This window comes from Halobellus rarus (assembly GCF_024494595.1).
Classification (GTDB): domain Archaea; phylum Halobacteriota; class Halobacteria; order Halobacteriales; family Haloferacaceae; genus Haloquadratum; species Haloquadratum rarum.
Map to the genome: position 1 here is coordinate 49150 of NZ_JANHDI010000010.1, position 14943 is coordinate 64092.

A 14943-nucleotide genomic window follows, 5' to 3' on the forward strand; every position below is an offset into this window, starting at 1 on the left:
CGCGTGACCGACGATCGTTCTCCGTCGGGAGCGACCGCCGGATCGCCCGCTCCTCCACCCACAACCGGCCGTTCGTTTCTCGACGACGCCGTCGCCGCGCGAGGTGCGGTCGGCTTCGTCGCCGTCGGTGACCGGTTCGATGCCGACCTCCGGTACCTGACGCGCTTCGAGGGCTCCGAGGACGACCACGCGTACGTGCGGACCCCGGACGCGGACGTGCTGTGCGCACCGCCGGGACACGTCGCGCGGGCGACTCGGCAGTTCGACGGTCGCGTCGCGAGCGATCGCCCGGGGGACCACCCCGGCGAGCGTGCCGTGGCCGCTCTCGATGCGTCGATCGCGGGAGAGTCCGAAGGCACGTCGGAATCGGGGACGGCAGACTCACAGACCGTCCTCGTCCCGCCGTCGATCCCCCACGACGCCGCCGTCTACCTCGAACGCGCCGGATACGAGTTGCGGTCGACGACCGCCGTCGCGGACGCGCGGGCGACGAAGGCCGATGGAGAGCTCGAAGCGATCCGCGCCGTCCAGCGAGCGGCGGTGGGCGGCGTCCGACGCGCCGAGCGCGTGCTCGCAGCGGCCGAAAGGGATCAAAGCGGCGGACTCCGACTGGACGACGGGGCGCTCACGGCCGAGCGCCTCCGGCGAGTCGTGAACGCCGAACTCGCACGCTGCGGCGTCGGGGACGCGGGAAATACGGTCGTCGTGGCGGGGTCGACGGGAGACGGGGGGACCGAGACAGAACCGATCGCCACCGACGAGCCGGTCCGGATCGACGTCGCCCCCCGAGGGCCACACGGCTATCACGGCTTCCGCTCGCGGACCGTCGTCGTCGACAGCGACGGCGGCTGGGAGCGCCGCGCCTACGTCGCCGTCGAGGCGGCGCTGGAGGCCGCGCTCGACGAGGTCGAGTCGGGTGCCGACGCCGACGACGTCCGGAGAGAGGCGGACGCGGAACTGGCCGCGTTCGGATTCGATCCGACCGGCGGGGAGAGGGGCTCCGCCGAGGGCGACAGCGACCCGAGCGAGACCGGCCACGGCGTCGGCCTCTCGCGTCGCGAGCGCCCGTTCCTCCGGGCGAGCGAGACGCTCGAGGTCGGGTCGGTTCTCGCGGTCGCTCCGGGCCTGACCGATTCCGAGCACGGCTCCGTCCGGTTGGGCGACCTCGTCGTCGTGACCGAGGCGGGATACGAATTGCTGGGAGACGGAACGCGGTCGTTCACGCCGCGGGCGTGATCGACGCCGGAAGAACGTCCGTTCACGACTCCTCGTCGTCCTCGGGCGTCTTCACGACCATCCCCACCGCGCGCTCGCCGAGCTGCATCGGGATGTCTGTCGGCGTCGTGAGATAGTGGGGCAGCGCGACCATCCCCACCGCGATGGCGACCGCGCCGCCGCCGATGACCGTGTCGCCCTCGAGGAGTCGGGTGAGACCGAAGATGCCCACCGGGGCGGCGAAGACGAGTGTCGCCGCCAGTTGGATCGTCCCGAGGATTCCGAGTCGCATCGTAGAGAGATAGGCGCGTCGGGACAAAAGCGTCGCGGTCGGGCGGAGGACGAACCGACGGGAAGCCTACGACGGCGACGCTACCGGTGGAGCGGCTCGGGGGCGGGCGGCATCTGCCGCTTGTGCGCGCTCCGCTCGTAGAGTTCGACGACGCGTTCGACCTTCGCTTCGGTGACGTCGAGGTTGCGGACGGTCGCGGCCGTCGACAGCGGCCCGTCGACGTGGAGCGCGAGCACGGCGTCGAGGGTATCGTAGTCGAGCCCCATCTCCTCCTCGTCGGTCTGGCCGGCCCACATCTCAGCGGAAGGGGTCTTCGCCACCAGGGCGTCCGGAACGCCGAGAGAGCTCGCGAGCTGTCGAACCTGCTGTTTGTAGAGGTTGCCGATCGGGTTGCAGTCGACGGCCCCGTCGCCGTACTTCGTGAAATAGCCCGTCAGCGCCTCCGAGCGGTTGCCGGTGCCGAGGACCACTTTGTTCTCGTGATTGGCGACGAAGTAGTTCAGCACGGCGCGGGTTCGGACGTAGACGTTGCCCGCGGCCGTCCGGTCGTCGGCGGCCTCCGGGAACGTGTCGAAGAACGTCTCCGCGATGGGCTGGATCTCGACGACGTCGTACTCGATCTCGAGTTCCTGGGCGACCCACTCGGCGTCGCTCATGTTGTCCTCGGTGTTCACGACGCTCGGCATCACGAGCCCGTGGACGTTTTCCGCGCCCAGCGCCTCGACGGCGAGGTACGCCACGGTCGTGCTGTCGATGCCGCCCGAGAGACCGAGCACAGCCCCCTCGGCGCCCGCGTCGTCGACGACGTCGCGGAGGAACGAGACGAGGTGATCCGTCGTCGCCTCGAGTTCTGACTCCGAGAGCCGGAGGTCGAGCGGTGCGTCCCCTTCGAGGACCGCTTGGTCCGTAGTCATCGGGTAGTAATACCGACTCGGAACACTAATACCCACCCGTTTCCGTGGATCGGTGGACGAGCGTTCAGTTCTTTTGCCCGTTCACCGTCTGGGCCCGTCTCGGTTCTCGTCGACGACGGACACCGGAAAGCGAGCGGTTCGGGCGGTGATGCCGCCCACCCAGCACAATCACTTTCTCGGTCGCCGTCGTGGATCCGATATGGACATCGTCGTCTTCGGCGCGGGCAGCATCGGGAGTCTCTTCGGCGCGCTGCTCGCGCGGGTGCCCGAGCACAGCGTGACGCTCGTGGGACGGGATCGACATATCGCCGCCGTTCGCGACTCGGGGCTCCGCGTCACCGGCGTCGACGACTTCGTGGTTCGGCCGTCGGCGACGACGGACGGAACCGACCTGTCTGCGGACCTCGCGCTCGTCACCGTGAAGTCGTTCGACACCGAAACCGCCGCCAGGGAACTCGGAACCGGGGCGTTCCGGGCGGTCTGTTCGCTCCAGAACGGGCTGGGCAACGAGGAGACGCTCGCCCGCCACCTGAACTGTCCGGTGCTCGCGGGGACGACCAGTTACGGCGCGGTCAGGGAAGCGCCCGGAGCGGTCGCCTGGAACGGGAGCGGCGACATCGTCGTCGGCCCCTGGGACCCGAGAGACGCGGACGGCGCGGCCGACGAGGTCGGCGAGGCGTTCGCGGCGGCGGACCTCTCGATTACGGTCGCGGACGCCGACGGGATCCGCCGTCGGCTCTGGCACAAACTCGCGGCGAACGCGGCGGTCAACCCCACTACCGCGCTCGCTCGCGTCGAGAACGGAGCATTCGGCAATCAACCGGGGAGCGACCTCGTCGAACCGATCGCCCGCGAGGTGGCGGCGACGGCCCGGGCCAGCGGCGTCGACGTCGACGACGAGGAGGCCGCCGCGGCGGTGGCCGAAGTGATCGAAGCGACCGCGGGGAACGAGTCGTCGATGTACCGGGACGTCGAGCGCGGAAGACGAACCGAGATCGACGTCATCAACGGCTACGTCGTCGAGCAAGCGCGGAAACACGGGATCGACGTTCCCGTGAACGAAACGCTCTGGACGCTGATCCGGACCTGGGAGGCGGGCCGAGAGCTTCGTGACCCGTAAATCGGGGCCGGCCTCGTGACCGGTAAAGCGGAGCCGTCTGGATCCCCGCCACCTGTGAAGTGGAGCCGTCCGGATCCGGACGGATCGTTTAAAGGTCCCCCACGGACGATTGTGAACCGATGACCACCGTTGCGAGCATACAGGAGCAGGAGACGCCGGTGACGATGCTCACGGCCTACGACGCCCCGACGGCCGCATTGGCCGACGAGGCGGGGATCGACGTCGTGCTCGTCGGCGACAGTATCGGGAACGCCGTCTTCGGCTACGAGTCGACGCTGCCGGTGACGTTGGACGACATGATGCGGGCGACGACCTCGGTCGCGAACGCCGTCGACGACGCGCTCGTCGTCACCGACCTGCCGTTTCTCAGCTACGGGGTCGACCGATCGGAGAGCCTCGAAAACGCCGGCCGCCTGCTGAAAGAGGCCGGTGCACACGCGGTCAAGCTCGAGTCCGGCCCGCACACGATCGAGTTGACGGAGGCGATGACGCGTCTCGGGATTCCGGTGATGGCACACGTCGGTCTCACGCCGCAGCACGTCAACAGCGTCGGCGGGTACACGCGACAGGGGACCACGGCGGAGCAGGCGGCGGAGATGCTCGACCTCGCGAAGGCGCACGAGGAGGCCGGCGCGTTCTCGCTGGTGATCGAACACGTTCCGCGCGAGGTCGGCGCGGCCGCGAGCGACGAACTCGAGATCCCGGCTATCGGCATCGGCGCGGGGCCGGAGACGGACGGACAGGTGCTCGTCGTCGACGACGCGATCGGGCTCTCAGAGCGGATTCCGCCGTTCGCGGAGGCGTTCGGTGACGTCCGCGGCGAGATGCGACAGGCCATCGAACAGTACCGCGACGCGGTCGAATCGAGGGAGTTTCCGGCCGACGAACACAGCCACAGCGAAGGCCTCGACATCTGAGATGGAGGATCGCCGCCGGGATCTCGTTGCCGTCTCGGATCGTTCAGGGTGAGACGTCGTTCCGTCATCCTTAAGTCCGGGCTGTGGCTCTGTTTCGAGTGCAGGACGGCATCTGCGCGCCAGTGGTCCAGTGGTAGGACAGTGGCTTCCCAAGCCACTAGCCCGGGTTCAATTCTCGGCTGGCGCACTTTCTGCCGAGCGAAGTGAGCGGAGAAATCGGTACGGAGAGTCGAACCCGAAAGCGATCGCGACGAGATTTTATATGCGATCGAGCGGCCAGAAGGCGCGTGATCTGACTGTCACCTCGCGTCGGGTCGCGATTGCTCGGCACGTCGACGCGGGGGCCGGACGACGGCACTGGGAGGACGTCGTCGCGAGCGGGTGCCGACTGTTCGCCACGAATCCCCGCGGTCACGCGTCACCTGTCGAAGGAGTCGCAACGGCGGCTGTCGAGGAGTAACAGCTTTGGCGACGACGGGAAAATCGGAAGGCGTCCCCCGATGTTTCCCGGACTCTCCCGCTGGTTCGACGCGAAGCCCTTCCAACAGCAGATCGTCATCCTCGCCGTGGTTCTCGATCCGATCGGCTTCCTCGGCGGCTACCTGCTCGGTCCGGTGCTCGGCGTCGATCCGCTGATCGGCGGCGTCTACGGCCTCGTCGCGGCGAGCCTCCCGATGTCGCTGCTCGTGATGCGAAGCGCGCAGTGACGGGTCGGATACACGCGAGACGCATCTGTTGCAGACAGCAGAGACCAACTACCGACAAATAGCGCTCACTCCGCGGGCGGCGTTCGATCCCGCTGGAACTCGTCGTAGGCGTCGAGATCGTCGGGCAGTTCGTAGTCGATCCGGCGCTCTGACTGTCGGTTCGTGAGTCGGTCTTCGACGGGGTCGGCGACGGGCTCCCAGCCTGGTTTGATCTTCAGGCTCTTCGCGGGGATGCCCGCAGCGATGTGGTGGTCCGGGACGTCGCCCTGCACGACGGAGCGCGCGCCCACGACGGCGTTCTCACCGATCCGACAGCCCGCGCGGACCATTGCATCGTACGTCACCCGGGCGTCGTCGCCGACGATCGTGTGGTAGTTCTCCACCGCAGTCTGGTCGACGACGTCGTGGTCGTGACTGTAGAGGTGGACGTTGTCCGAGACCGACGCGCGATCGCCGATCGTGAGTTTCCCGCGGTCGTCGAGGTGGACGTCGTCGTGGATCACGACGTTGTCGCCGACGGAGATGTTGTGGCCGTAGGTGAACGTGATCCCCTTGAAGAACCGGCAGTCGTCGCCGCACTCCTCGAAGAGGTGGTTCGCGAGCATCCCCCGAAACCGGAGCGCGAACGCGACGTTGTCGGCCATCGGCGTCGCGTCGAACTGCCGCCAGAGCCACTGGAGATACTTCGAGCGCGGGTATCGCTCTTCGTCCTTCTCGGCGTAGTACTCCGACTCCAAGGTCGCGTTGCAGGGGTCATAGCCCTGCAGTCGGACGCATTCTGCCGGCGATACGTCCTCGCCGGCCTGCCAGCGGTCGTACGCGTCTCGGTCCCCGTGAAGGTCGACGAGCGTCTCCGTGACGACGCGACAGGTGTCCTCCGAAGAGGAGAGCCGCTCGTCTACCTCGTCGATGAACGCCTCGACGTTCGCTTCCGCCTCCGCGGGTAGGGAGACGTTGACTTTTGTCATCGGAGTCGGGTTCGGACTCCGACGGCAAATCCGTTCGGTTGTGCGAGAATACCGACCGACCGGGTCGATACGACGACCGACCGCGGTGATACGCCCGAAAACGGGCGATCATCGCGCCGTCCTCAGCGTCGTCGGCGGAGGAAGCCCAGAATTCGATAGTCGTGATCCGGCGTGTAACGCCGGAACAGCAGGCTGTTCGTCAGCACCGACACCGACGACAGCGCCATCGCGCCCGCCGCGAGGATCGGCTGAAGCAGGCCGAGCGACGCCAACGGGATCATCGCGGTGTTGTACCCGAGCGCCCAGAAGAGGTTCTGCTTGATCTTCGCGAGCGTCCCCGCGGAGACGCGAATCGCCTTCACGACGTCGGTGGGGTCATCCCGCATCAGCGTCACGTCGGCGGCCTCGATGGCGACGTCGGTTCCCGAGCCGAGTGCCGTGCCGACGAACGCCGCCGCCAGCGCCGGCGCGTCGTTGACGCCGTCGCCGACCATCATCGCTTTCTTGCCCTCGTCCTGAATCGCCTCGACCGCGTCGGCCTTCCCGTCCGGCAGTACCTCCGCGCGGACGTTGTCGGGGTCGATGCCGACCTGCTCGGCGACCGCGCGGGCCGTCCGCTCGTTGTCGCCGGTGATCATATGGACGTCGACGCCGCGCTCGCGAAGCGCGCGGACGGCCTCCGCGGACGTCTCCTTGATCGTGTCCGCGTTGGCGACGACGCCGAGAACCTCGCCGGCGGCGGTGGAGGTCTCGTCGGCCGCGTCGCTCGGTTCGGTCTCGCCAGTCCGTTCGAACAGACGACCGACGAGCATCGCCGTCTTGCCCTCTTCTTCTAACCGATGCATCGTCTCCTCGGCGGGCGAGGGGTCGATACCGGCGTCTTCGAGGAGCCGACGGTTCCCCACGAGGACCGTGTCGCCCTCGACGGTGGCGCGGACGCCGTGGCCGGGGACGTTCTCGAACTCCTCGGCCTCGGGGACGTCGACGCCGCGCTCCGCCGCGCCCTCGACGATGGCCTGAGCGAGCGGGTGCTCGCTGTTCCGCTCTGCGGCGGCCGCGAGACGGAGGACCGTCGTCTCGGCGTCCTCGCCGGCACCCGCCTCAGCAGTCGCGTCTCCGTCGTCCGCGACTTCCCGGAGCGCACCGCCGTCGGGCGCGGGGTCGAGCGCATCGTCGTCGGATGCAGGATCGAGCGCACCGCCGTCCGCCGAGGGTCCGAGCGCGACGACGTCCGTCAGCGACATCTCGCCCTTCGTCAGCGTGCCGGTCTTGTCGAAGACGACCGTGTCGACGTCGCGGACGCGTTCGAGGATGTCGCCGCCCTTGAACAGCACGCCGTTCTGCGCGCCGATCGACGTGCCGACCATCGTCGCCGCCGGCGTCGCCAGCCCGAGCGCGCACGGGCAAGCGATCAGGACGGCGGAGGCGAACACGAGGACGGCGAACTCCAGCGTGGAGACCGTCCCGCCGGCCGCCGCGGGACCGCCGACCACGACGCCCCACAGGGGAAGCGCCTCGACGAATCCGGCGAGTTGAGCGGGGAACAGCATCCAGACCGTCGCCCAGACGAGCGCGTTCACGATCACCGCGGGGACGAAGTACGCCGAGATCCGGTCGGCGACGTTCTGGATCTCGGGCTGTCGGGACTGCGCCTCCTTGACGGTCTGGACGATCTGCTGAATCGCGGTGTCGGAACCGACCTTCGTCGCCTCGACGACGAGCACGCCGTTCTGGTTCACGGTCGAGCCGACGACCTCGTCGCCCGCTTCCTTCGAGACGGGGACGGACTCGCCGGTCACCATCGACTCGTCGACCGCCGACTCGCCGTCGACGACGACGCCGTCGGTCGGGATCTTCTCGCCGGGGCGGACCTTCATCCGGTCGCCGACCTCGACCTCGTCGAGCGGGACTTCTCGCTCCTCGCCGTCGACGGCTTCGCCAGACTCCGTCTGGCGGGCTGCCGAGCTTTGCTCGGCAACTTCCCCGTCTGCGGGCGGCGTCTCCGACGCCGCTCTGTCGACGAGCGTGGCCGTGTCGGCCTCCATCTCCAGGAGCGAGCGGAGCGCCTCGGAGGCCTGGCCCTTCGAGCGCGCTTCGAGGTAGTTGCCGAGCGTGATGAACACCAGGATGAGCGCGGCGGTGTCGAAGTACAGCCCCGCGTTCGGCAGGATCCCCACGAGCGCGATCACCGAGTACAGATACGCCGTGGTGGAACCGAGGGCGATCAGCACGTCCATGTTGGCCGTCCGGTTCCGCACGAGCGCGGTGTAGCTGTTCTCGTAGAACTCTCGGCCGAGAACGACCTGCACGGGCGTCGCGAGCGCGAAGGCGACCCACCCGAACGGCACGCCGGTCCCGGGGACCGTCTCCGGGAGGGCCCCGGGCGCGAACAGGTGGAGCGCGAGCATCGCCAGAAGCGGCGTCGAGAGCGCCGCGCCGAACAGCGTCAGCCGCTTCTGTCTCGTGATCTCGGCGTTTCGGGCGACATCGCGGGCGTCCTCACCGTCGCCGGTCTGGCCGTCCGCGTCGTCGCCGGTCTCCCGGACCGGCGTGTAGCCCGCCGACTCGACCGCGTCGTACAGCTCCTCGATCGAAACTTCACCGGGGACGTACTCGACCTGCGCCTCGTCGGTCGCGAAGTTCACGTCCGCGCGGACGACTCCCGGGTTCGACTCCAGCGCCGTCCGGTTCGTCTCCGCACAGTTCGCACAGGACATATCGGTGATCGCGATCGAGACCGTCTCCGAGACGGGATCGTAGCCGGCGCTCTCGATCGCGTCGTAGACTTCAGAAAGCGACACCCGGTCGGGATCGTACGTCACGCTCGCTTCGTCGGTCGCGAAGTTGACCGAGGCCGATTCGACCCCGTCGAGGGAGCCGAGGGCGTCCTGCACCGTCCCCGAACAGTTGGCGCAGGACATCCCCCTGACGTCGAGGTGGATCGTTCGTGTACTCATGGGTACTATCTAGTACGGGTCCCTCTCTTACCTCGATTGTCCCTTTCGGATCCGTGGTAGATCGGGGTTCGAAATTTCGAATCAAAAGTCGCGGGGTCGTTCACGCCGCGTCGGCCTCGAACTGCTCGTAGCGCTCGCGGAACTGCGCGAGGCACGACGGACAGCAGAAGTGATAGCGCTCGCCGCCGATGCGCTCGCTGCGGCCCTCGCTGGTGACGGTGTTGCCGCACTCGGCGCACGACAGCGCGAACTCCGCACCCCCGAGGGCCGGCGACCACTCGACGTCGCCGACGACGGTCACCTCGTAGTCGTCGACCCGGGAGAGGTCGACGAGGCGATCGAGTTGCTCGCGGACGGCATCGGCGCGGACCCGCGCGTGGAAGACCACGTCGCCCTCGGCCGTGACGAACACGTGCTCGACGGGATCAGCGCCGACGACGTCGTCGCGAACGGTGTCGACGGACTCGGGGGGGAGTTCGAGCGTCACGAGCACGGGGACGCCAGCCCGGAGCTGTGATCGGTCGACGTCGACGGTGAACCGTCGGATGACACCCGATTCCTGCAGGCGCTCGATCCGGTCTGAGACCGCCGGCGGCGAGAGGTCGACGACTTCGGCGATGTCGCTGTAGGAGCGTCGGCCGTTCTCCACGAGCAGTTCGAGGATCCGGACGTCGGTCTCGTCGAGTGTCGACATACGCCCCTTTGGGGGAGAGACGACAAGTAAGTTGCCCGTGTGAGTTTTGTTTCGAAAGTCACGAGGTCGGCAAACCGTGAATGGAAAAGCGAAAGTGCCGTAACTCGCTCGCGCTAACGACGAACCGATGACGTCGACGCGAACGATCACGGTGTCCGGGATGAGTTGTGCGCACTGCGAGGAGACCGTCGAGGACGCGCTGCTGGCGGTCTCCGGTGTCGAATCGGCGGAAGCGGACCGGGAGTCTGAATCGGCCACTGTCGAGGGGGATACCGACGTTTCAGACCTGGTCGCCGCCGTCGACGACGCGGGCTACGACGCGTCGTCGTAGCCGCTACTCCTCCGGCCGCTACTTCTCCTGTCGCAACTCCTCCTCCAGTCGCTCGCGCCGCCGGTCGTACTCCTCCTCGGAGAGGTCGCCGCGGGCGTAGGCGCTCCGCAGCTCGTCGATCGCGGAATCGCTCCGTTCGTCGCCGCTCGCAGCCCGATACAGCAGGTAGCCGCCAGCGACGAGCGCGGCCACGAGCAGCAACCGCCACAGCAGCGCGACGACCCACCACCCGCCTGCTCCGCCCGCCGTCCCGCGTCCCATCCAGCCATCGTGCATCGGCCCCCACATCCCGCCGGTCGTCCCGCCCCACATTCCACTCCCCATCGCTCCGCCGCCCATTCCGAACAGGATGGGTGCGACGAACAGCAGCGCTCCGACGGCGACGAGACCGCCGACGAGCCAGCGCATCGTGTCGGTTTCGGGCATATCGATCACCGTGTGAACGTACGCGCTCACGCCTTACTGCGGTTGTTATTTAGATGTCGAGCATCTGCCGGCGGATATCTTCGCTTTCGAAAGTCTGAGACGCGACTCCTCGTCGGGACGGACGAGTGTTCGAATCTGCCCACATCCTCGAAACGTATATGCCCGTCTGGGCACACTTCGGTTGAGTATGCCGCTGTTCGAGGTCTCCGGCGTGGTCGTCGTCTTCGCGCTGGTCGGCCTCGCGCTCGTCGCCTTCGTCACGGAAATCGTCCCGAACGACGTCACCGCGATCGGAATCATCGCCGCGCTCGTCGTCTTGGAGCCGTGGACCGGCGTCGGAGCGCGGGCCGCCATCTCCGGGTTCGCCAACCCCGCGACGGTCACGATCATCGCGATGTACATGCTGAGCGCCGGCGTCCAGGAGACGGGGATCATCCGTCGGCTCGGCGTGTTGCTCGCCGAGTTCACCGACGGCGACGAGTTCCGCGCGCTGCTGGCGACGGTCGGGACGACCGGACCGATCGCCGGCGTGATCAACAACACCCCCGTCGTCGCGGTGTTCATTCCGATGATCACGGACCTGGCCGAGCGCACGAACACCAGTCCCTCGAAGCTCCTGCTGCCGCTCTCCTACGCGGCGATTCTCGGAGGGACGCTCACGCTCGTCGGGACGTCGACGAACATCCTCGCGAGCGACTTCGCCCGACTGCTCATCGACGGCCGGGACGGAATCGGGATGTTCGAGTTCACCGGCCTCGGGGTCGTACTGCTGCTCGTCGGGAGCGCGTACCTCCTGACGGTCGGCCGGTGGCTCACCCCCGCGCGGATCCCGGTCGACGCCGATCGGGTCTCGGAGTTCGACCTCTCGGATCACCTGGCGTTCGTCCGCATCCGGGCTGAATCGCCCGCCGTGGGGGTCCCGCTCGACGCGTTCGACGCCGAGTACGACGAGATCCGGATCCTGCAGTTGCGGCGCGACGGGGAGGCACGCGCCGGCCCGCACGCGGACGTTCCGATCGAAGCGGGCGACGTTCTGGTCGTTCACGGCTCGCTGCAGGCCGTCAACCGGTTCCGCGAGGCGGCGGACGTGAGTCACCTCGTCCGGGAACCCGTCACCGCGGACACCTTCGAGACGGTCGCGACCGGCGGCACGCTGGCGCGAGCGGTCGTCCCGGAACGCTCCAGTTACGTCGGCGAGACGGTCGCCGGGACCGGGATGGACGAGTACCACCGGACGACCGTGCTGGCGATCCGCCGCGGGAAGGAGCTCCTTCGCACGGAGCTTCGCGACCGGACGCTTCAGCCCGGCGACTTACTGCTCGTGCGGACGACGCCCGCGTCGGCGCGCTACTTCCGCGACAGCGGCGAACTCATCATCGCCGACGAACGCGCGCTGGAGGATCGGACCGCCGAGGAATCTGCGACGACTGCCGACACGGCCGGCGGAGTCGGCGGCGGGATCGACGACGGTGAGGGTAGCGGGATCTACGCCGGCGACGAGAGCGGAATCTACGACGGCGACGACGCCGAGTCCGCGCTGCCACCGCTCTCCCCAAAGACCCCGCTGGCGGTCGGGATCCTGTTCGGCGTCGTCGCGGTCGCGGCGCTGGACCTGCTTCCGGTCGTAATCGCCGCGCTGGGCGGCGTCGTCGCGATGGTCGTGACCGGCTGTCTCACCACCTCGGACGCCTACGACGCCGTCTCCTGGAACGTCGTCTTCCTGCTCGCGGGCGTCATTCCGCTCGGCCTCGCGCTGAACGCGACCGGCGGCGCGGCGCTCCTGGCCGATCTGCTGGTCGCGCTCGGCGGTATCCTGCCGATCGCGGCGGTCCTGTTCGTCCTCTACGTCGCCGTCGGTATTCTCGCGAGCGTCATCACGCCCGTCGCGACCATCGTTCTCGCGATCCCGGTCGCCGTCGACGGGGCCGCCCGCCTGGGCGCGAACGAGTTCGCGTTCCTCCTGGCGGCGATGTTCGCCTCCGCGACGTCGTTCGCGACGCCGATCGGCTACCAGACGAACCTGATGGTGTACGGTCCGGGCGGCTACGAGTTCGCCGACTTCCTCCGCGTCGGGGGGCCGCTGCAGTTGCTCCTGGCTGTCGTCGCGACCGTCGGAATCGCCGTGATCTGGGGACTCTAGCGGTCGTCCTCGGATCCGTCTCCGCGACCGCGGCGTGGCGGCAGGCTATGAATCTCACTCGGCGTCGTCGGCCGCCTCGACCTTGGCGGCGTGGGAGTTCAGCGCGTCCGCGACGGTCCGGGCCTCCTCGGCCGAGAGCGTCACCTCGTCGGCGTGGGCGGGCACCGATTCCAGATGGCTGTTGTCGAGTTCGAGTTGGAACTTCACGTGGTCGGGGTTCTCGCGGGGCGACGTGACGTTCAGGACGGCGACGGCCTCGTCCTCGAAGTCGTGGCCGCGCGCCGCGGCGTCGACGAGGTCGAGCGTCGTGTAGGCGTTGACCTTGAGCAGTCGGTTGGGCATAGGTGAGATCAGGGGAGCGAGCGGGAAGTCTGTACCGCCAGAGGGAGGAGAGGTCAGCGGCGCTCAGTCGTCGGCGGGCGCCGGTAGCTCAGTCGTCGGCCGGCGCCGGTAGCTCAGTCGTCGGCCGGCGCCGGCAGCTCAGTCGTCGGCTGGCGTCGGCGGCTCAGTCGTCGGCCGGCGCCGGCGGCTTCGCGTCCATCGAGTCGTCCTCGGCGTAGGGGTACCACGTCATCTTCGTGTTGTGCATCATCGGGTCCTCGTAATCCGTCTCCTCGGGGTCGACGAACTCGTCGAGTTCCTCGTCGTCGTGACGGGCGACGAACGCGCGGAATGACTCGCCCGCCTCGCGCGCTTCGGCGAAGGAGTCGATGAGGTTCGCGAGCGCGCCGGGGACCTCGTCGACGGGAACCCGCTGGGTGACCCAGCGGGCGAACTGCGGCTCGTCGCCGAGGCCGCCGCCGAGGCCGACGTCGAGCGCCTCGACCGCCTCGCCGTCCTTCCTCGTCTTCATCCCGCGGAGGCTCACGTCGGCGATCTGCGGCTGCGCGCACGACGCGGTGCAGCCGGAGAGGTGGATGTGGAACTCCTCGACGTCCTCGGGGAGGTCGACGTTCTCCTTCAGCCAGCGGGCGAAGCGGACCTGGCGGTTCTTCGTCTCGACGATCGAGAGCGAACAGAATTCCGTGCCCGTACAGGCGATCGAACCGCGCATGAACGGCGACGGCTCGGGCGAGTAGTGTTCGAGGAGGTCCTCCTCGAGGAAGTCGTCGAGTTCGGACTCGGGGACGTCGGTGACGATGACGTTCTGCCGCTGAGAGAGTCGGACCTCGCCGGAGCCGTACTCCTCGGCGAGGTCGGCCAGTTCGAGGACGTCGTCGGCGCCCATCCGGCCGACGAGGACGTTCAGTCCGACGAAGTACTTTCCATCTCGCTGCTCGTGGACGCCGACGAGGTCGTTGCGCTCGCCCTCGCCGGTGTTGTACGTGTACTCCTCGCGGACGTCGCGGCCGGCGGTGTGGAGCTCGAAGTCGACGTACTCGTCCTGGAGGGTCTCGCGGACCTCCTCGGCGCCCCACTCGTCGACGAGGAACTTGATCCGGGCGTTGTAGCGGTCCTCGCGGTCGCCGTTGTCGCGGAAGAGCGCCGAGAGGCCGCCGGCGACGTCGGAGACGCGGTCCGGAGAGACCCACACGTCGATGTCGCGGGCGAACCGCGGTTCGTTGCGGGCGAGTCCGCCGCCGACGCGGACGTTGAAGCCGACGACGTCCTCGCCCTCGATCTCCTTGTACGCGGGCTCGAAGGCGAGGTCGTTGATGTCGCCCTGACCGGACCCGTCCGCGGAACCGGTCACCGAGACTTTCCACTTCCGCGGGAGGTTCGAGTGATCCTCGTCGCCCTTGAACGTCTCGTTGAGGTCGCGGATGACGGGCCAGGCGTCGATGACTTCCTGTCCGTCCTTGCCGGCGACCGGATTCCCGACGATGTTCCGCCAGGAGTCGCCACACGCTTGCTGGGTGGTGAGCCCGTGTTTCTCCATCTTCTCGAAGATGTCTGGAACGTCCGAGAGTTCGATCCAGTGCAGCTGGATCGCCTGCCGGGTCGTGTAGTCCGCGTAAGCGTCGCCGAAAATCGGGTTCGTGCCCGGACCGCGCGCGTACTCGTCTGCGATCTCGCCGACGACGCGCAGTTGTCCCGGTTCGAGCACGCCGTTCGGCGTTCCGATCCGCATCATGAAGTAGCCCTCCTGCCCGTTCCGCTGGTGGTACAGCCCCCACCACTTGAAGCGCTCGAACCACGCGTCTCGCTCGTCGTCGGGAATCGTCTCGAAGCCCTCCTCGGCGAACCTGAAGAGGTGCTCGCGTATCTCGTTCCCGTAGACCTCCGACTTCCAGTTTTCGACGTCCGTTGGCATCGTTGTAG

General features: G+C 68.1%; 15 protein-coding genes and 1 tRNA gene. 8 read left to right on the forward strand and 8 right to left on the reverse strand.

Annotated elements, in window-relative coordinates:
• The first annotated feature begins 3 nt into the window (after positions 1-3).
• Positions 4-1236: a M24 family metallopeptidase gene (locus NO876_RS18060; RefSeq protein ID WP_256421984.1), complete on the forward strand. Its 1233-nt coding sequence runs from the start codon at positions 4-6 to the stop codon at positions 1234-1236.
• Positions 1237-1258: 22 nt separating this feature from the next.
• On the opposite strand, the gene NO876_RS12405 is transcribed toward NO876_RS18060, so the two are convergent.
• A complete protein-coding gene (locus tag NO876_RS12405) occupies positions 1259-1507 on the reverse strand; it encodes a DUF7533 family protein (protein WP_256421985.1) in 249 nt (82 codons plus the stop codon).
• Positions 1508-1587: 80 nt separating this feature from the next.
• A complete protein-coding gene (locus NO876_RS12410; RefSeq protein WP_256421986.1) occupies positions 1588-2421 on the reverse strand; it encodes an NAD+ synthase in 834 nt (277 codons plus the stop codon).
• A 199-nt stretch (positions 2422-2620) separates the two neighbouring features.
• Between NO876_RS12410 and NO876_RS12415 the strand changes: the two genes are divergently transcribed.
• From NO876_RS12415 to NO876_RS12435, 5 genes are all read left to right on the forward strand, one after another.
• Entirely contained in the window at positions 2621-3541 is a 921-nt protein-coding gene (locus NO876_RS12415; RefSeq protein ID WP_256421987.1) for a ketopantoate reductase family protein, read from the forward strand.
• Positions 3542-3660: 119 nt separating this feature from the next.
• Entirely contained in the window at positions 3661-4458 is a 798-nt protein-coding gene (gene panB, locus NO876_RS12420; RefSeq protein ID WP_256421988.1) for a 3-methyl-2-oxobutanoate hydroxymethyltransferase, read from the forward strand.
• A gap of 116 nt (positions 4459-4574) precedes the next feature.
• Positions 4575-4645: transfer RNA gene (locus tag NO876_RS12425), tRNA-Gly, on the forward strand.
• 75 nt (positions 4646-4720) lie between these two features.
• A complete protein-coding gene (locus tag NO876_RS12430) occupies positions 4721-4918 on the forward strand; it encodes a hypothetical protein (protein ID WP_256421989.1) in 198 nt (65 codons plus the stop codon).
• 40 nt (positions 4919-4958) lie between these two features.
• The gene (locus NO876_RS12435; protein ID WP_256421990.1) at positions 4959-5165 is read left to right on the forward strand and encodes a DUF8141 family membrane protein; all 207 of its coding nucleotides are present in this window, start codon (positions 4959-4961) and stop codon (positions 5163-5165) included.
• 65 nt (positions 5166-5230) lie between these two features.
• Here the strand turns inward: NO876_RS12435 and NO876_RS12440 are convergent, their stop codons facing one another.
• The 3 genes from NO876_RS12440 to NO876_RS12450 form a co-directional block, all read right to left on the reverse strand.
• A complete protein-coding gene (locus NO876_RS12440; RefSeq protein ID WP_256421991.1) occupies positions 5231-6133 on the reverse strand; it encodes an acyltransferase in 903 nt (300 codons plus the stop codon).
• Between the two features lie 122 nt (positions 6134-6255).
• The gene (locus NO876_RS12445) at positions 6256-9090 is read right to left on the reverse strand and encodes a heavy metal translocating P-type ATPase (protein ID WP_256421992.1); all 2835 of its coding nucleotides are present in this window, start codon (positions 9088-9090) and stop codon (positions 6256-6258) included.
• 100 nt (positions 9091-9190) lie between these two features.
• Positions 9191-9784 carry a winged helix-turn-helix transcriptional regulator gene (locus tag NO876_RS12450; protein WP_256421993.1) on the reverse strand — a complete coding sequence of 198 codons (594 nt, stop codon included), beginning with the start codon at positions 9782-9784 and terminating at the stop codon, positions 9191-9193.
• A gap of 127 nt (positions 9785-9911) precedes the next feature.
• On the opposite strand from NO876_RS12450, the gene NO876_RS12455 reads away from it, so the two are divergent.
• Positions 9912-10115 carry a heavy-metal-associated domain-containing protein gene (locus tag NO876_RS12455; protein ID WP_256421994.1) on the forward strand — a complete coding sequence of 68 codons (204 nt, stop codon included), beginning with the start codon at positions 9912-9914 and terminating at the stop codon, positions 10113-10115.
• A gap of 18 nt (positions 10116-10133) precedes the next feature.
• On the opposite strand, the gene NO876_RS12460 is transcribed toward NO876_RS12455, so the two are convergent.
• On the reverse strand, positions 10134-10541 hold the full coding sequence (locus tag NO876_RS12460; RefSeq protein ID WP_256421995.1) for an SHOCT domain-containing protein: 408 nt from the start codon (positions 10539-10541) through the stop codon (positions 10134-10136).
• Between the two features lie 187 nt (positions 10542-10728).
• Here NO876_RS12460 and NO876_RS12465 point away from each other — a divergent pair, with 187 nt between their 5' ends.
• Positions 10729-12681 carry an SLC13 family permease gene (locus NO876_RS12465; protein ID WP_256421996.1) on the forward strand — a complete coding sequence of 651 codons (1953 nt, stop codon included), beginning with the start codon at positions 10729-10731 and terminating at the stop codon, positions 12679-12681.
• Between the two features lie 54 nt (positions 12682-12735).
• Here NO876_RS12465 and NO876_RS12470 read toward each other — a convergent pair whose 3' ends face one another.
• Together NO876_RS12470 and NO876_RS12475 are read right to left on the reverse strand one after the other, a co-directional pair.
• A complete protein-coding gene (locus NO876_RS12470; protein ID WP_256421997.1) occupies positions 12736-13023 on the reverse strand; it encodes a DUF6360 family protein in 288 nt (95 codons plus the stop codon).
• Between the two features lie 163 nt (positions 13024-13186).
• The gene (locus tag NO876_RS12475) at positions 13187-14935 is read right to left on the reverse strand and encodes a nitrite/sulfite reductase (protein ID WP_256421998.1); all 1749 of its coding nucleotides are present in this window, start codon (positions 14933-14935) and stop codon (positions 13187-13189) included.
• Positions 14936-14943: the final 8 nt, after the last annotated feature.